Raw genomic sequence first — 18,447 nt, 5'->3', positions numbered from 1 at the left:
AGAATGCAGATATTTCCCTATATTACGTTAAGGAATCGGGCCCAATACCTATAGTTTTGACACAGCCACAATACCTTGGGCCAAATCCAATACCCTGGCACCGCCAATCTCTTTAATTGTGCTTGGAAAGCCAATACTTGCTGTATGATAAACCTCAGCTCGATTCGCAAAAAGGTAGCCTTGCTGGTGTTAAAGTTATAGTAGGAGGGTATTCTCCTGAGCTAGGTTGGATTCATCGCCATCGATGTATTCCCATTGCCGAAAAAACTGGATTGATTTGGCCATGGGGCAAATTGATTTTAGAGCAAGCTTGTGGGCAATATCAGCAGTGGCTAGCAGCAGGACTAATTCTCCCTAATATCGCGGTGAATCCGTCGGTTTGTCAACTTAGCCAATTGACTTTAATCGCTAAGAGCGATCGCATTGTTGAGCGCACCGATATGAAGCCAAAATATCTAGGGCTAAAGATTACGGGAACGGCAATGAGGCTTAATGTTGACATTACATACAATCTTTTGAGCCAATGATCCGAGCATGGTATGGAGATTTATGTCGATGATTTTGCGACTGGCTATGCTGCTTTTAACAATCTGAAAAATTTTCTGGTAAAGTCGCTCAAAATTGATCCCTCACTTGTCCGCGATTTAGCCAGCGTTTCGAGCGAGCGATCGCGGAATAATTGCCCAACCCATAGTTGTAATCACACATGGCTTAAATCTCAGTACAATTGCCGAAGGAATTGAAACCCCACCGAAATAGGAATAGTTACAAGCAAGCAAGCGCCTAGGAAATTGGGCTGCATTATATGTTGAGGAAGCCGGCTATTGCTGAGTTTGCCACTCAATTAATCTGAGATCCTGAATTGTTGTCTACCACTATGTGGAATCAGCAATCCTCCCTCTTGAAAGCGCGCAAAAGTCTTATAATTAATTTAATGCTCATGTCGCTCAAATGACCAAAAAAATTTTCTTACGGAATAATATAAAATTGTTTGGACAAGGCACCCAGACGATGATGTTTGCTCATGGATTTGGTTGCGATCAAAATATGTGGCGTTTCGTAACACCGGCTTTTGAGAAGGACTACAAAATCATCCTATTTGATTATGTAGGTTCGGGACAGTCTGATATTAGTGCCTACAGTTATGAACGGTACAGCGACCTCAATGGCTATGTTCAGGATATCCTCGATATCTGTGAAGAATTAGGGTTGACGGATGTGATTTTTGTCGGTCATTCTGTCAGCAGTATGATCGGCCTTCTGTCCTCAATTCAAGCTTCTAATTACTTTAATCGCCTGATTCTCCTAGGGCCTTCACCTTGCTACATCAATGATTTACCAAATTATTACGGAGGGTTTGAGCGAAAAGATATTGAGGATCTGCTCGATATCATGGAGAAAAATTACATTGGTTGGGCAAGCTTTCTGGCGCCAATGGTGATGCAGAATCAGGAGCGTCCTGAGTTAAGTGAGGAACTTGAGACAAGTTTTTGCTCCACTGATCCGGTGATTGCAAGTCGCTTTGCCGAGGTAACTTTTTACTCTGACAATCGCAGTGATTTACCCAAGGTACCAGTACCTTCACTGATATTGCAATGCGCTGATGACGTGATTGCTCCCACCGAAGTAGGGCATTACCTTCAGCGCCACCTACCTAAAAGTGCGCTACGGCTGATGAAAGCTACGGGACATTGCCCGCACCTGAGTCATCCACAAGAAACGATCGAGATGATTAAGGAGTATTTGAGTGCACCTCATACTACCTGATTTGTATGGCAAACATGACCTACCAGATAGACGAGCTACTCAACACGTCACCCTGTGGATTCCTCTCGTTTGCTGACGATGGTACGATCCTAATGGTCAACGCCACATTACTGGAATTACTCGGATACGAAACCGATGAACTCCGGGAACGGAAAATGGACTTCCTTCTGCCAATGGCCAGCCGGATTTTTTTTCAAACCCATTTCTTCCCCCTGTTGAAGCTCGACGGTAAAGTAGAGGAAATTTACTTCTCATTAAGGTCAAAGCAGGGTAATGATATACCTATGCTGATCAACGCTGTGCGTCGGAATCAGGGAGGAAGCTTCGTTAACGATTGCATCTTGCTCTGTATCCGCCAGCGTATCCTGTACGAAGGTGAAATTATTAAAGCAAAAAAAGCAGCAGAGGCAGCTATTTTCGCCCAAAAGCAAGCGGAAATCGCTCTGCGGAAACAGTACGACAAGGCGATATTACTTCAAGAAATTACTCAACACATCCGTCAATCTCTTGAGTTGTCTACAATTTTTGAGATTGCTTCGCAGGAGATCCGCCTGTTTCTTGATGCCGAGCGCGTCGGCATATTTAAGTTCTATCCTGACAGTAATTTTGGATATGGCGAGTTTGTTTCAGAATCGGTAGGCGAAGGATGTAAATTGGTAAGCAGAAATCAATTTAACGACCAGTGTGGTGGTGAACAAGATGCTGATTCATATCAAGAAGGGAGAATTCAGGTAGTAGAAGAGATCAATAAGATTGACCTTCAACACTGTTACCGCGCTCTTTGGAAACAATTTCCGGTTCGGGCTAATTTAGTTGCCCCGTTGCTCAATGGACAAGATTTGTGGGGGTTGTTATGTATTCATCAATGTTCGGCTCCTCGGCAATGGGAAGAATTTGAAGTTGACCTTGTTAAACAGATTGCTAATCAGTTAGCGATCGCCATTAAACAAGCCGATATTTTTCAGAAGTTGCAGAAGGAATTGGCAGAAAGGCAGCAAGCCCAAACGCGCATGAGAGAAATTAATCAACAACTGGCACTCTCTAATGAAGAGCTAGCCCGCGCAACTCACCTATTAGAACAAGTGGTAAATATTGATGGCTTGACTCAAATTGCTAATCGCCGCTGTTTTAATGACCGCTTAGAGCATGAATGGCAGCGGCTATACCGGGAACAAAAACCTATTTCTCTTTTGTTGTTTGATGTGGATTATTTCAAACGTTATAATGATTGCTACGGTCATCAAATGGGGGATGATTGTCTGTTCAAACTTGCTCAGACTGTTCAAGAGGTGGTGTACCGTCCGGCGGATTTGGTGGCGCGTTACGGCGGAGAAGAATTTGCTATCATTTTGCCTAATACTGATCTTGAAGGAGCGAGTTCGGTGGCCCAACGGATTCACGCTGCTATTAAAGCTTTACATATTCCTCACAAAACCTCTGATGTGAGCGATGTAGTTACTATTAGTATGGGTATCGGTAACTTGATTCCGATTTCGGAACTATCATCGGCTGACTTGATTGCGATCGCCGATCGTTCACTCTACCGTGCCAAGGAACAGGGGCGCAATAAATCCGCGATCTGCGACTACAGTGGCGATTCGATGTGTGACACTGGTGCTTAAATCGCAATAATTGAGACCGAGGATAAAAATTTGTCCCCGGTCTCTCAAAACCAGTCATTTTATAAATTTAAATGAGCACGGAGGGATTTGAACCCCCGACCCTCAGGACCGGAACCTGATGCTCTATCCACTGAGCTACGTGCCCTCGACTTTTTTGAGTATAACACGTCTTGCGGAAAATGGCGAGTGCCGATCGCAAATTTCCTGACCAGTCTCCAAACCGTATGGGTCAAGCGGGTTAAACTCGCCCGCGCGATCAAATATCAGGCTGTTCTCGAAGCCAGAGACTGCAACTTTTACCTAAATGGTAACAATAATACGACAATGGGTAAAATAATAGACTTTAATCGAACAAAGATTAGGTTCATTTTCGATCGGGTCGAGAATCTACCACACCTAAAATAGCCCGCATCAATTCTCCCTACCTAAGCGGCAGTAAATAAATGGTGCTGCTATTAAGACCGATGGTACAAATACGGTTCTAGACTAAGTTCACCAAACCTCTCAATCTTATGGTTTATAAAATTTTAGACAAATTACCGCTGCGAACTGTTCTCATAGTTCCATTTGTAGTGCAAATCGTGGGAACCGTGGGACTCGTAGGATATCTGTCTTTTAGAAACGGACAAAAAGCAGTTAATAACCTTGCCAGTCAGTTAATGAGCGAGGTTAGTTTGCGTGTCGAGCAAAACTTGCAAGTTTACCTGACAACTCCCCACCAAATCAATCAAACCAAGCTAGATGCTGTCAACCTCGGGTTGTTAAAGATGAAAAACTTATCAGCTTGGGACAAATATCTTTGGCGCCAAGTACAATTATATCCATATATCAATTTTACCTCGGTTGGCAACGATAAGGGAGATTATAGAGCCGGTGAACAACTGTCTAACGGCTCCCGAATGATTAATGTGATAGAAACCTCTACTGGGTTAAATTTTTATTCTTACAATACAAACGAGCGAGGCGATCGCACTAAAGTTACCACCATTGCCAAAAACTATGATAATCGGCAACATCCTGCGTACAAAAAAGCCGTAAAAGTCGGCAAACCTACTTGGAGTTCGGTTTTTGTTTCCTTACTAGAACCGACATTACTTATCAGCGCTATCCAACCCGTATACAGCGACAAAAATCAGCTAGAAGGAGTATTATTTGCTGCTTTGCGTCTCGACCATCTTGGGAGATTTCTCAACAGTCTCAAAGTTGGCAAATCCGGTCAAACATTTATTATCGATCGCCAGGGTACTTTGTTAGCAACTTCTACCACCGAAAAACCTTTCCGCACCAAAGATAATAAAAAACAATTGTTTAAAGTGGAAGAAAGCAGCAACCATTTCACCCGCTCTACAGCTAAATATTTAACTGCACAGTATCACAAATTCGACCTAATTAAAAAATCGGAGTTATTGAGCTTTGAAATAAATCACAAGCGACAATTTTTAAAAGTCTTGCCGTTCCAAGACGGCAAAGGTTTAGACTGGCTGATTGTCGTAGTTGTTCCCGAAGCAGATTTCACCGCCGAAATCGATGCCAATACCCGCACAGCGGTTTTGCTTTGTTTGGCAGCTTTAGGAGTAGCTGTGGCGATCGGCATTCTGACTTCTCAGTGGGTGACAAATCCTATTTTACGCTTGAATACAGCAGCCAAAAATATTGCTAAAGGTGAATGGGATAAAACAGTAGAAAGCGAACGCTCCGACGAATTGGGGGAATTAGCCAAGTCATTTAACAGCATGGCTCAACAACTGCAACAATCTTTTGAAACTTTAGAAAACAGAGTACAAGAGCGGACGGCAGAATTGGCTATAGCTAAAGACAAAGCGGAAGTAGCAAATCAAGCTAAAAGCACCTTTCTGGCTAACATGAGCCACGAATTGCGATCGCCTCTCAATGCAATTCTGGGCTTTTCCCAACTGATGACTCGCAGCCAAACTCTATCCCCAGAACATCAAGAAAACATTAGCATAATTAGCAGCAGCGGAGAGCACCTGCTCACCCTGATTAATAACGTCCTCGATTTATCTAAAATTGAATCCGGGCGCACCACCCTCAATCCCAAAAAATTTGACCTCTATCGCCTGCTAAACGACTTGGAAGATATGTTTCAACTCAAAGCAGATGACAAGCACTTGCAGTTAGTTTTTTACCGCAGTCACGACGTGCCACAATATGTAGAAGCCGACGAGTTAAAGTTGCGACAAATTTTAATTAATCTGCTCAATAACTCTCTTAAATTTACCCAGGAGGGGGGTGTAACCGTCAGAGTTAGCCAGCAGTCATTAGTTAGAAATCAGCAGGGAGGAGAAGGAACAAGCGAGCGCTCGGAAATATCAATAAATACCCAAAAATCAGCAAGTAATGGTGTTAAAATATCTCTAATCAGTCAGTCTAAAAAACCGTTTTTTGCAACTCCAAATGACGATTTAGCTTATACCTCTTCCTTTTTACTCCATTTTGAAGTCGAGGATACTGGACCAGGTATTGCTACCAATGAATTAGAGGATCTTTTTGAACCTTTCGTGCAAACCAAGACAGGCAAAGATTCGCAAGAAGGTACGGGCTTGGGATTGCCAATCAGTCGCAAATTTGTGGAATTAATGGGCGGCGAAATGAGCGTCTGTTCGGCTCTTGGTAAGGGAACTAATTTTAAGTTTTACATTCAAGTTATTGCGGTGGATGCGGCTGATATTGAAAGCCCAGAACCGAGCCGGAATGTTATTGCCCTGGTTCCCAACCAACACACCTATCGAATTTTGATAGTAGACGATAAACCGCTCAATCGCCAACTGTTAATTAAAATCCTGTCTCCTCTGGGTTTTGAACTAAAAGAAGCTACTAACGGTCAAGAAGCTATTGAGATTTGGGAGAGTTGGGAACCGCATCTAATTTGGATGGATATGAGAATGCCTGTGATGGACGGTTACGAAGCTACACAATACATTAAAGGTACTATTAAAGGTCAAGCTACTGCCATTATTGCGCTGACTGCCAGCGTTTTGGAGGAAGAACGGGCAGTTATTTTGTCGGCGGGTTGCGATGCTTTTATGCGGAAACCTTTCCGAGAAGCCGATATTTTTGATGCTATGCACAAACATATCGGAGTGCGCTATATTTATGAAGATCCGGGTCAAACTAATTTATCGGCAATCAAAGAGGGCGATCGGGCAATGACTGCGACTGATTTCGTAAAATTGCCTGATTCACTGGTAGCTGATTTAAAGCTGGCGATAATGAATGCAGATATGGATTTAATTGATACCTTGATAGAGCAAATTCGATTAAAGGATGCAATAACGGCAGGTGCGATCGCAACTTGTATAGAAAATTTTGAGTACGACAAAGTTTTAAAGTTAATATCTCAAGCAATATCACATGAATAACGACATTCTTAGCACCCATCGCGGTAATATTTTAGTAGTGGACGACACCCCAGCTAATTTGCGGCTGCTAGCCGGAATTTTGAACAGCAAGGGCTATAAAGTGCGCCCGGTACCTAGCGGCGTGTTAGCGCTTTCGGCGGCAAAAGGTATGCCTCCCGATTTGATTTTGCTGGATATTATGATGCCCGAAATGAATGGATATGAAGTGTGCGAAAAAATCAAAGCTGATGAACGAACTTGCGACATCCCGGTGATTTTTATTAGCGCGATTAATGACGTACTTGATAAGGTCAAAGCCTTTGCTGTGGGCGGGGTAGATTATATTACCAAGCCCTTTCAGGTGGAAGAGGTTCTAGTGAGGGTAGAAACCCATTTAGCAATATGCCAGTTGCGAAAAAAACTCCAACAGAAAAACAATGAACTTACAGTTACTTTAGACCAACTGCAATCTACTCAGAATCAATTAGTGCAATCGGAAAAAATGGCGGCATTAGGGCAACTGATTGCGGGCATTGCTCACGAAATTAATACGCCGTTGGGGGCGATTCGGTCGTCTATTGGAAATATTACCAGCTTTTTGGATAACAATCTCGAAAGTTTGCCAGTTTTTTTTAAAGAACTGTCAGCCGAACGCCAGCACGATTTCTTGCGTTTGATGTACAGTTCTAGTCAACAAAATTACTCTTTATCTACTCGAGAAAAAAGGGTATTGAAAAAAGGCGTGAAGCAGGAACTAGAGTCGGAAGGCATTGAGAATTCTGACAGCCTTGCTAGCATTTTAGTCAATATCGGATTGCAAGGAAATCTGCAAGAATTCTTGTCGTTGCTCAAAGATCCTGACAGCGAAAATATTATAAAAACAGCCTACGACTTTGCTAGCATTCACAGAAGCGCCCGAACCATCGCTACCGCTACTGAACGCGCTGCAAAAGTCGTCTTTGCTTTGAAAAATTATGCGCGTTACGATGTAAATGGGGTAAAAATACAGGTAAATATTACGGATGGAATTGAAACGGTATTAACCCTTTATCAAAACCAAATCAAGCAGGGTGTGGAAATTGTCAGAAACTATCAATATCAATTGCCGGCGGTACTGTGTTATCCCGACGAACTCAATCAAGTTTGGACAAATTTAATTCACAATTCCTTACAAGCGATGGACAATCAAGGAACTTTAACAATTGACGCGATCCAACAAGATACCAACGTTTTGGTAAAAATTATTGACAGCGGTAAGGGGATTCAATCAGAGATTATTGGGAAAATTTTTGAGCCTTTTTTTACTACCAAGCCTGCGGGAGAAGGCAGCGGGTTGGGACTGGATATTGTCAAAAAAATAATTGAAAAACATCAGGGTAAAATTGATGTGGAGTCGATGCCCGGTAAAACAGCATTTACCGTGTCTTTGCCGATTAATTTAACTGAGTAGGTAAAGCGCCGGAGACTAAAGTCTGGGGCTAAAATTTGCAGTCTACCCGCGCGGAATGTAGAATTTGGAAAACGGTGTGCTTACCCATCCGGCTTCACCCTGCCAAACTAAAGAAGGAAACTAGCGATGTCTAAATCAGCAATTTTGTGTGTGGACGATGAAGTAGGGGTGTTGGAAAGTCTGGAAATTGAACTGCAACAGGCTTTTAACGGTAAATATCTTTGGGAATTTGCTGAAAGTGCTGCCGAAGCCCTAGAGATTATTGAAGAGCTATGTGAAGCTGAGGTTAAGATTCTAGTGATTGTCTCGGATTGGTTGATGCCCGGAATGAAAGGAGATGAATTGTTGATTAAAATTCATCAAAAATATCCGCAAATTGTGACCGTGATGCTGACGGGACAAGCAGACAAAGAAGCCATAGAACGAACAAAAGTTAAAGCAAATCTTCATGCTTTCATAGAAAAACCTTGGCAAAATCAAGAACTAATTGAAGCGATTAAGTCTGGTCTAGCAAGTTTATGAAAAAACCAGTCATTATTTGTGTCGATGATGAGCAGACTATACTCGATAGTCTGGAAATAGACCTGCTAAAAGCCTGTGAAGATAAATATTTAATTGAAACGGCCCAAAGTGGCGAAGAAGCTTTAGAGTTGCTGTCAGAACTTTTAGCAGAACAGTATGAAGTTCCTGTGGTTATTTCCGATCATATCATGCCTAATATGAAAGGAGATGAGCTATTAAGGAACGTTCATGCTATCTCGCCGAACACTCTCAAGATTATGCTGACGGGGCAGGCCGATTTGGAGGCGGTAGCCAATGCTATTAACTATGCTAAATTGTACCGATATATACCTAAACCTTGGCAATGTGATGACTTAAAATTAACGGTCACTGAGGCAATTTATAGATATTTTCAAGATAAAGAGTTAGCGAAAAAACAAATAGAACTTCAGGAAATGAATCAGGAGTTGGTCAAATTAAACCGCAAGCAGGCTATGCTGATTGCCAAACTCCATGAAAACGAAAGTCGCTTGACGCAATATCTAGAAGCTATGCCATTGGGCGTGTGTGTAATTGATGCAAACGGGCAATCTTTCTACGCCAACCAGAAAGCGCGGGATGTATTTGGCAAAGGCACTGTGCCGCATATTAATTCAGAGCAAAAACCAGCAATTTATCAATTCTATAAAGCCGGGACTAATCAGAGATGCCCCGTGGAAGAATTGCCAATTATGCGAGCGCTTCGGGGCGAAAATGTGCGGACTGAGGGTGTAGAAATTCGTACAGCTAATAAGATTATTCCTGTAGAAAGTTGGGCCACTCCAATTTATGATTCTACAGGCGACATTTCCTATGCAATTATTGCTTTTAGTGACATAACTGAACGCAAGGAAGCTGAAGCGGCGCTAATTCAAGCTGAAGAGAAGTATCGCGGGATATTTGAAAATGCTCTAGAAGGTATTTTTCAGACGACGCCGGACGGACATTTTATCAGTGCGAATCCTGCTCTGGCGGAAATTTACGGCTACGATTCCGCGTCAGAATTGATAGAAAGTATTAATAATATTCAGCAGCAATTGTACGTGGAACCGAACCGCCGTCAAGAGTTTCTGGCGCTGATGAAACAGCACGGTACTCTGTGTGAGTTTGAGTCTCAGGTTTACTGTCGAGATGGCAGCTTTATCTGGATTTCTGAGTATGCGCGCACAGTTTATGATGCTAACGGTGAAGTGCTTTACTATCAGGGCTTTGCTAAGGATATTAGTTTGCAAAGACAGGTAGAAGTGGAACGAATCAGGTTTACTAATGATTTAGAAAAAGCTTTAGCAGCCGAAGAAAAGTTAAATGAGGCACTGTCAGAAAACGAAAGCCGATTGACTCAATTCCTAGAAGCGATGCCAGTGGGAATATTTGTTGTCGATGGTAAGGGTAAACCTTTTTACATGAATTCTTGGGGCGAAAGGATACTAGCCCAAGGTTTAATTTTTGATGGGGGTACTGACCAATTTCCTGAAGCTTATCATTTTTACGACGCTGGAACTAATCAATTGTATCCGAGGGATAGCCAACCGATTGTGCGGGCGTTGCGCGGAGAATTTGTGCGTATGGACGATCTAGAAGTTCATGGGTCGGATCGGATTGTGCCGCTCGAGGTTTGGGCGACTCCCATCTACGACGAACGGAAAAACATAGTTTACGCGATCGCCGCTTTCCAAGACATCACAGAACGTCAAGAGGTAGAAACCGAGCGCCGCCAATTCACAGACGAGTTACAAAAAGCTTTAGCAGCGGAAGAAAAATTAACAGATGCTTACGGGCGATTTGTGCCGCACGAATTTCTCCACTTTCTGGGATATGAAAGTATTCTGGAAGTTAAATTAGGCGATCAGGTACAGAAAGAAATGTCGGTGCTGTTTTCAGATATCCGTGATTTCACTTCTCTTTCGGAAAAGATGAATCCCGAAGAGAATTTTCAATTTCTTAATGGTTATTTGTCGCGGATGGAACCGGCAATTACTGACAATTTGGGTTTTATTGATAAATACATTGGCGATGCGATTATGGCGCTGTTTGATGGCAGTGCGGACGATGCTGTGAAAGCTGGAATTGCAATGCTAGAAGAGCTTAACGAGTATAATATTAGTCGTAATCCGGTCGATTGCCCGCCGCTGCAAATTGGCATTGGCATCAATACGGGTTCTTTGATGTTAGGCACGGTGGGTGGTCAAAGTCGGATGGACAGCACGGTGATTAGCGATGCGGTAAACTTAGCCTCTCGTGTGGAAAATTTGACAAAAGAGTATGGAGTCTCGATGTTAATTACTCACCATACTTTTATACAGTTGAACGATATTTATGATTTTAGGTTGATCGATCGCGTAGCAGTTAAAGGCAAATCGCGAATGGTAACAGTTTATGAAGTATTTGCGGCCGATCCGCCAGAGTTACGACAGAAAAAGTTAGAGACAAAGACAATGTTTGAGCAAGCTTTGGTACTCTACAATAGTGACAAGTGTGGCGAAGCTATAAGATTGTTTTCGGCTTGCTTGGAAATCAACCCTAATGATAAGGTAGCTCAAATTTATATGCAGCGGTGTCTGAAAGGAGTGATCGCTCCTGCATAATACCATTTGAGAGTTTAGATTTGACAAGTGGGAATGACTTATGCCATAAGGGTTGGGAGTTTGCTTACAGTGGTATTCTTTTTTGAAACTGGTATAATCATTGTTTAGACAGGCAGGGAAACGCAAACTATGGTTTCTTTCTGCGGGAAACTTTCTATTTTAAATTCTCCTCCGTGCAATTCTACAAGGCGTTGAACGATGGCTAGGCCCAATCCCAAACCTGCTTGTTGGTAAAGTTTGCGATCGAACTGCCTGTAAGCTTCTAGCTGTGCAATCTGATCGGTAGTCATGCCGCGACCTTGGTCTTTGATAGACAGAATAAAAGTCTGATTTTCGACGAAAGTGCTTAATAAAACTGGGGTTCCTTCTAAAGAAAATTTGAAGGCATTGTCCAATAGTTCTTCAACAATTTTTGCGAGTCTGACAGAATCAATAGCTACCGAAGAATCTTGCAAGTTTAATTGTAAATCGTCGGTTCTATTCGCGTGTTTTGCTTGCTGCCGCGCTTTTTGACTCAGCAAAGATTTTACACAGCTAAATTCGCTGTTACGCATCTCCTTTAGCAGTTCGGGATTTGTGGCTGCTATCTCCAGTTCTGCATAGAGCAAAAAGTTCTGAATCAGTCGATACAAGCGATGACCGGAAGTTTGAATTTGACCGATCATCTCTAAGATATCTGATTCCTCTAAGACCTGATATTCTGACAAAATCAGTTCAGAAAAACCCATAATTGCATTCAAAGGAGTCCGCAATTCGTGAGGCAGCGACATACTAATATTAGTGCGTAAGTCGTCTAGCGTCTTTTGAGAGTGCCGACTAATTGTTTTTTGTTTTTCAAGTCTAATAGCAATGGCTTTTAGCAGTTCTTGGGGCGTACACGGCTTAGTAATGTAATCGTCCGCTCCCAGTTCCATGCCCGTGCGAACGTCAACTTTATCGGCTTTAGCAGTGAGGAAAATAAACGGAATTGTGGCAGTCAAGGGTTCGGATCGCAAAGCTTTGAGGACGCCGTGACCGTCTACTTCCGGCATCATCATGTCGCACAAAATTAAATCAGGGATTTGTTCGATAGCCAATTTGATGCCGACTTGGCCATTAATCGCTCCTATCCCTTCAAAATTCTCGGCTTCCAGCAACTCTAAAATATTCTCTCTAATCGCTTCTTCGTCTTCTATTACCAAAATCTTAGCCACGGTGATAGCTCCTTTTAGTTAGTAGTTTGTTGGAAAATTCTGGGCGCAGACCCTTGATAAGTTTGTTTGTTAGGCGCTTAATTAATCGTTAAGTAGCGGATATGTATAGTTGATAATTCAGTTGTTATTGACTGGGAGGGGAAATGAGAGGCAAGGTAATAGTGAAAGTTGTGCCTTTTCCTTCTTGACTGTCGATCGCGAGTTGCCCGCCGTGAAGTTCCACAGCCCTTTTCACAATTGCTAAACCAAGACCGGTTCCCGAAATAGTGCCGACATTTGTAGCTCGGTAAAAAGTTTCTAATATCCGCTCTCGATCGGCTTGGGGAATGCCGATGCCCCGGTCTTGAACTTGGAAAACAGCGTCTTTGTTTTGACAGTTGAGCCGCAAGGAAACTGTAGTGCCGGCGGGGGAATATTTGATGGCATTTGAGAGGACGTTTCCTAAGATTTGCCGCAGCAGTTTTTCATCCATTTGAGCGTCGCAGTTACCGCCTTCATATTGAAAGGCGATCGGGTGTTGGTTGCTGTCGTTGACCTGCTGCTCTTCTACTAGGTGACGGCAAAATTTTTCGAGGTTTAAGGAAACCGGTTGAAACTGCAAGGTATTTGCTTCGATTTTGCCAATTACCAGGATATCTTCTAATAACTCTGTCATGCGTTTAATGGCTAATTGAATCCGCATAAAATGAGTAGATTTTTTATCTTGGGGCCACTGAGAACTATAATCTTGCAGCAATCCAGCCGAAAATTGGATGGTTGTCAAAGGTGTGCGGAACTCGTGGGAAACCATTGTGACAAATTTAGCTCGGAGTTCTGAAAGTTCCTTTTCTCGTGCGAGGGCTTTGAGAATTTCCGCTTCTGCTCGTTTACGATCGCTAATGTCACGGGCTTCGGCAATCAGCAGCAAAACTTGTCCTGTTTCATTTTTAACAGGTTTCAGTGAGAAATCAACTGTCACAATTTGGCCGCTTTTGCCTAACAAATCGATTTCGCTGCGGAAAAACTCGCCACGACTTGCTTTCCCGATCGCGGATTGTAATTGTTCGGAAACCTGTAGCGACTGGGCCCAAATCGCCATTTCCCAAATCGGGCGGCCCACAATATCCTCCGATCGCAATCCGGCAAAATCGAGGGCTGTCTCGTTGACTTCCAGCACAATTCCTTGGGGAGTCAGCAGCTTGGTTAGCTGAAACGATGAGTCAAAAATCGCCCGAAAGCGGCGCTCGCTTTCCCGCAGCATTTGAAATGTTTGAGATCGTTCGATCGCGTAGCGGATCGTCCGCACTAATAATTGAGTAGTAATTTGACCTTTAACAATGTAATCTTGAGCTCCCAAGCGAACTGATTCAAGTGCGATCCCCTCATCATCCAAGCCCGTCATTACCACCATTGCCGTATCCGGGGCAACTTCTCGCAGGCGAGTTAGGGTTTCCAAACCGCGGCTGTCGGGCAAAGAAAGGTCGAGCAAAACTACATCAAAGGGTTGTTTACACAATTGTGCGATCGCCTCATGCAAGAACTCAACAGACACCAGTTCCCACTGGACTCCCACAGATACTTCTAACAGTTCTGCAAGCAAATCAGCATCAGCCGGATTGTCTTCTACTAACAGAATTTTAATCCACATAGCTTAGACGTTTTTGACTGTAAAAATTTTACTCTACCAATCTTAGGTTAAACTTTTTTGCTTTCCCTTGCCATTTTCAACTTGAAAATTATTATTTGGGAACTGTTACCACCACCAGCCACCAATCCTCAATCCATTTCACCAGCTTAGCGACTTGACTAAAATCGATAAGCCTAGTGATGTAGCACCCGGCTGACAGGGCATAAAACTTGATCATCTCTTCATTGGCTGCTGAGGTTCTCATAATTACCACCCGAATCATTTTTAACTAGAGTGCGGATTTAATTTATATCAAAATTTTTCAACCCTTGTTTTAGACCAAATTAAGCACAGTTAAATCGAAACAAAAAAAACAGAAACAAGCCTTTTTTCTCGAATCAATTTGCTGATACCCTCTCTTCTACTTTTGTACAAATTGTTTAAAATTGACTTGTCGCCAGCTTTTCTAAATCCCAGTTCGCATCCCTGAGCAAATCATCCACAGCAGAATTTCCATAGGTTAAAAAATTTTAGAGCACTCATAAGCAAAGCATCTGTTCGTTTAATTTAGAGGAAGTTTGACGACTGCCAGCCAGAATTCCTCAATTAACCTGACTACCTTAGTAAATTCTACGAAGTCTACTGGTTTTGTTATGTAACAGTTGGCGTGGAGCGAGTATGACTTAAAAATATCTTCGGGAGCTGCTGAAGTGCTGAGAATCACTACAGGAATTAATTTTAACTTTGGGTCATTTTTAATTTCTTCTAGCACTTCAATACCGCTTTTTTTCGGCAGATGCAAATCGAGCAAAATCAAATCGGGACGAGGTACCCTCAAATAGGGTTCTTTTCGGCGCAAAAACTTGATTGCTTCGACTCCATCCTCCACAAAATGCAAGTTATTCAATATTTTACCCTGATTGAGGACTTCTATTGCCAAATCGGCATCGCTGGGAGAATCCTCAATCAGCAGAATCTCTATAGGTCTAACAGTGCTTCGATCGCTCATAATCGGCGTATCCTTTAAAGTATAAAAACAAAATTGAACTTTGAGGCTTCAGATACTAATTATAGGAATATACCAATCATAAGGGATTTTCTAGCTCGGTAAAATCTGAAAGTCTTTCTATACAAGAAGTCTAGGAAGACAAGAGGGCGTTGTGTTGTGAGATTCAGATCGGATTGCTATAGTGAAGTAAAAAGTCGCTCCTTTTTCCTCTTGAGATTCCACCCAAATGCGCCCGCCGTGGCGTTCCACAATGCGCTTGCACATCGCTAAACCTATACCAGTACCGGAATATTGGCGGCGGGAGTGCAGGCGCGAAAAAATGATAAAAATGCGATCGGCATACTGCGGATCGATGCCAATGCCGTTATCGCGGACACTGAACACCCATTCGCTCTCTTGCCTGCGGGCAGCGATATGAATCACCGGGATATCTTGGCGACAAAATTTGATGCTGTTGGCGAGCAAATTTTGGAATAATTGCACCAGTTGAAATTCATCCGCCATCACGGTTGGCATCGCGTCGCAGGTGATTACAGCTTTTGTTTCGGCGATCGCAATTTGCAAATTGCACAAACTTTGTTGTACAGCAGCGTTGCAGTCCGCCGGCTCAAACTCGTGACCCCTCGTTCCCAGGCGCGAATACGCCAACAAATCGTTAATTAACTGTTGCATTCTGGTGGCGCCATCGACAATATAATTAATATACTTATCTGCGCGATCGTCCAAATTTCCTTGATAGCGCTGAGCGAGCAATTGAGTGTAACTGGTAACGGCTCGAAGCGGTTCTTGCAAATCGTGGGAAGCCACATAAGCAAATTGTTCTAATTCCTCGTTGGAACGCTTCAAATCTTCTGTAAGTTGCAGCATTTGCTGCTCTGCTTCTTTGCGACTTGTAATGTTGTAAACCAAGGCGCAACAAGACAGCAGATTACCCTGCGAGTCCATGACTGGACTGGTAGACATATCCGTCCAAATCTCTTTGCCATCCTTGCTTTTAAATTTAAATTCGTGTTGTTCAGGAATACCTTGCTTGCGCCGCTCGACATTATCAAGAGCTTGTTGTTTTTCCCGTTCGTCCATGAAATCAAAAAGCGATCGCCCGAACATTTCTAATTCATTATAGCCCAGCATTCGCGCCATTGCGTGGTTCACGTAAGTGGTGAGACCATTACTATCAATTACCCAAATACCTTCTTCTGCTAATTCAACTATTTGTCTGTACTTAAATTCACTTTCCTGCAAAGCTGTTTCAGTTAGTTTGCGCTCGGTGATATCTTTCATAAAACAGTGGTTGCCGTTAAATATTCCTTGTTCATCACAAGCTTTTACCATTGTTACTTGCTTGTAAAAAAACGAGCCATTTTTGCGAACTCCTCTAGCTTCTACTTCTACTTTGCCAGAAATGACCATTTCCTGATAAGCTGAGATCATCATATCAATATCGCCCGGATGTACGGTGCTCTGCCATTCCATGCCAAGCATTTGTTCCGGTTCGTAACCGCATTTATGAGCGTAAGCTCGGTTAACATTCACGTAGCGCCCCTCAATATCCAGCCGCGAAATGCCTTCCACCGCATTTTGCATGGCACTGGTGAGGTCGCGCAGCTCTTTTTCAGCTTGTTTGCGATCGCTAATATCCTGGCCGATACCCAGAAAACCGTTAATATTTCCGTTACAATCAAATAAGGCAGTCACCGACAGCAGTACCGGAAACCGCGAACCATCTTTGCGAATGTAAGTCCATTCATTTTCGTCAGCGATTTCCCGGCACGGCAAGGCAAAAAATACTTCAATTCCAGCCTCTATTTTCACTCCCAATTCATGAGAAAGAACTTCAGCTCTTTTAGCTATCTCCAGACGATCGTGAATTATTGCTAGGGTGACTTGCCCCACCACTTCTTCTCGCGAATAACCTAAAAGTTTCTCTGCCGCACGATTAAATGTTTTAATTGTACCGTCGGGTTGTGTAGAAATAATTGTGTAGTTAGCGCTATTAAGAATGGCATTTTGCAATTGCGTCAATTCCAATAAAGTGATCGCAATTTTTTCGCGGTAGGCTATTTCTTTTTGCAATTTGTGGTTAGAAATTTCTATTTGAGCAGTGCGCTCAGCAACTCGATGCTCCAGAGTTTCATTGAGCCGCCGATTCTCATTTTCTACCTGCTTGCGTTCTGTAATATCAGTAATAGTACACACATAACTTTCAACCTCCCCATTTTTTCCGATTTGACCGACAGATTGACCGAATACCCAACTGATTTGAGTGGGATTAATGCCTTGAAAGCGGTACTCAGATTTAAACGGTAATTTCTGCTGCACGGCGCTATACCATTCACTAAAAACACGCTCGCGGTCGTCTGGATGAATGCCTTGCAACCACCCTTTGCCCATAGCTTCATGGCAGGTAATTCCCGAAATTTGACACCAGCGCTCGTTGACATACAAGCAGTGTCCTACAGCATCTGCATAAAATATTCCCACCGGTGAAGCTTCAGTTAAAGTTTGATAGCGAGCTTCCGTTTCTCGGCGTTCAAGGATTTCTTTTTGCAGTATTAGATCTATCATCCCTAATTGAGTTGGGCTGAGGAGAGTTAATGCTTGAGGAAGTAAAGGAATTAATGCAAAAGCGGTGTAAGCAGAAATCGCAGCGGTCATAATTTTCAGACTGCCAGAAACCCAATAAACAGGATGCCAAAGCGTCCAAACTTCCATTATATGAGTAGTTCCGCAGGAGATAATAAAGGCTGCAAATAGCCAAAAGATATTGCGAAATGGCAAGTCTTTCCGCTGACAGATAAAATAAATTAGCGAGAGGGGTATTGAATAGTAAGCCAGGGCAATGATAGAGTCTGACACTATGTGGAGTGCTACTAGCTCTCGCTGCCAAAGGTAACAGTAGCCCTGAGGAAGATAATGCCCGGTGAATAACAGCTTATTTAAAAAGTTCCAAATCATAAACGGAATGGGAAATGGGGAAGGAGTAATTTAACGCCATAACTTATAACTTATCTTAACTCTCTGAAATATACTGTTCTGGAGGCACGGGGGGCTAAAAACCCGGTTTCATCATAAATTCCTCATTGCCAAACCGAATATTGTTGTAGAAACTGGTTTTTCTTCCGTAAGTCTTAATATAGCAATTCTCAATGATTCGAGCTATAGCGAACTCTAGGTTGGGTAGAACTCACATCTTGCACCATTGTCAGCAACAGGCTTTCAGGCCTGTTCCACAAAAGATAAATTTTCTTGTGGAACAGGTCGGAAAGCCTGTTCATAAAAGGCTAATTGAGAATGGTGCAAGATCTCACGTAGAACG

11 protein-coding genes, 1 tRNA gene and 1 pseudogene are annotated in these 18,447 nt (G+C 42.9%); 7 read left to right on the top strand and 6 right to left on the bottom strand.

Annotated features, from left to right (window positions below; genetic code table 11):
- The first annotated feature begins 116 nt into the window (after positions 1-116).
- From QT994_RS03190 to QT994_RS03180, 3 genes and pseudogenes are all read left to right on the top strand, one after another.
- Positions 117-743 (top strand): annotated as a pseudogene (locus QT994_RS03190) (EAL domain-containing protein).
- A 208-nt stretch (positions 744-951) separates the two neighbouring features.
- Complete coding sequence (locus tag QT994_RS03185; protein WP_333171732.1) at positions 952-1,767, top strand: alpha/beta hydrolase; 816 nt, start codon at positions 952-954, stop codon at positions 1,765-1,767.
- Between the two features lie 5 nt (positions 1,768-1,772).
- Positions 1,773-3,389, top strand: coding sequence for a diguanylate cyclase domain-containing protein (locus QT994_RS03180; protein WP_333171730.1), 1,617 nt, complete (start codon positions 1,773-1,775; stop codon positions 3,387-3,389).
- Positions 3,390-3,461: 72 nt separating this feature from the next.
- On the opposite strand, the gene QT994_RS03175 is transcribed toward QT994_RS03180, so the two are convergent.
- Positions 3,462-3,534, bottom strand: a tRNA-Arg gene (locus QT994_RS03175).
- Positions 3,535-3,901: 367 nt separating this feature from the next.
- Between QT994_RS03175 and QT994_RS03170 the strand changes: the two genes are divergently transcribed.
- The 4 genes from QT994_RS03170 (at position 3,902) to QT994_RS03155 (ending at position 11,323) form a co-directional block, all read left to right on the top strand.
- The gene (locus QT994_RS03170; RefSeq protein WP_333171728.1) at positions 3,902-6,769 is read left to right on the top strand and encodes an ATP-binding protein; all 2,868 of its coding nucleotides are present in this window, start codon (positions 3,902-3,904) and stop codon (positions 6,767-6,769) included.
- Positions 6,762-8,198 carry a response regulator gene (locus tag QT994_RS03165; protein ID WP_333171726.1) on the top strand — a complete coding sequence of 479 codons (1,437 nt, stop codon included), beginning with the start codon at positions 6,762-6,764 and terminating at the stop codon, positions 8,196-8,198. The genes QT994_RS03170 and QT994_RS03165 overlap by 8 nt, the downstream gene beginning before the upstream one ends.
- Before the next feature lie 126 nt (positions 8,199-8,324).
- Positions 8,325-8,720: a response regulator gene (locus QT994_RS03160; RefSeq protein ID WP_333171724.1), complete on the top strand. Its 396-nt coding sequence runs from the start codon at positions 8,325-8,327 to the stop codon at positions 8,718-8,720.
- The gene (locus tag QT994_RS03155) at positions 8,717-11,323 is read left to right on the top strand and encodes a PAS domain S-box protein (RefSeq protein ID WP_333171722.1); all 2,607 of its coding nucleotides are present in this window, start codon (positions 8,717-8,719) and stop codon (positions 11,321-11,323) included. The genes QT994_RS03160 and QT994_RS03155 overlap by 4 nt, the downstream gene beginning before the upstream one ends.
- Positions 11,324-11,427: 104 nt before the next feature.
- Here the strand turns inward: QT994_RS03155 and QT994_RS03150 are convergent, their stop codons facing one another.
- The 5 genes from QT994_RS03150 to QT994_RS03130 all read right to left on the bottom strand — a co-directional run bounded on the left by QT994_RS03150 (position 11,428) and on the right by QT994_RS03130 (position 18,086).
- The gene (locus tag QT994_RS03150) at positions 11,428-12,516 is read right to left on the bottom strand and encodes a response regulator (RefSeq protein WP_333171719.1); all 1,089 of its coding nucleotides are present in this window, start codon (positions 12,514-12,516) and stop codon (positions 11,428-11,430) included.
- 124 nt (positions 12,517-12,640) lie between these two features.
- The gene (locus QT994_RS03145) at positions 12,641-14,143 is read right to left on the bottom strand and encodes an ATP-binding protein (RefSeq protein ID WP_333171717.1); all 1,503 of its coding nucleotides are present in this window, start codon (positions 14,141-14,143) and stop codon (positions 12,641-12,643) included.
- A 91-nt stretch (positions 14,144-14,234) separates the two neighbouring features.
- Complete coding sequence (locus QT994_RS03140) at positions 14,235-14,387, bottom strand: hypothetical protein (RefSeq protein ID WP_333047864.1); 153 nt, start codon at positions 14,385-14,387, stop codon at positions 14,235-14,237.
- Positions 14,388-14,684: 297 nt separating this feature from the next.
- Entirely contained in the window at positions 14,685-15,131 is a 447-nt protein-coding gene (locus QT994_RS03135) for a response regulator (protein WP_333047863.1), read from the bottom strand.
- Between the two features lie 117 nt (positions 15,132-15,248).
- Complete coding sequence (locus tag QT994_RS03130) at positions 15,249-18,086, bottom strand: PAS domain-containing sensor histidine kinase (protein WP_445243862.1); 2,838 nt, start codon at positions 18,084-18,086, stop codon at positions 15,249-15,251.
- Positions 18,087-18,447 lie beyond the last annotated feature (361 nt).

Origin of the sequence: Microcoleus sp. S13_B4 (assembly GCF_036700885.1) — a bacterium.
Lineage (GTDB): Bacteria > Cyanobacteriota > Cyanobacteriia > Cyanobacteriales > Microcoleaceae > Microcoleus.
This window is presented reverse-complemented; position numbering and strand designations above follow the sequence as displayed.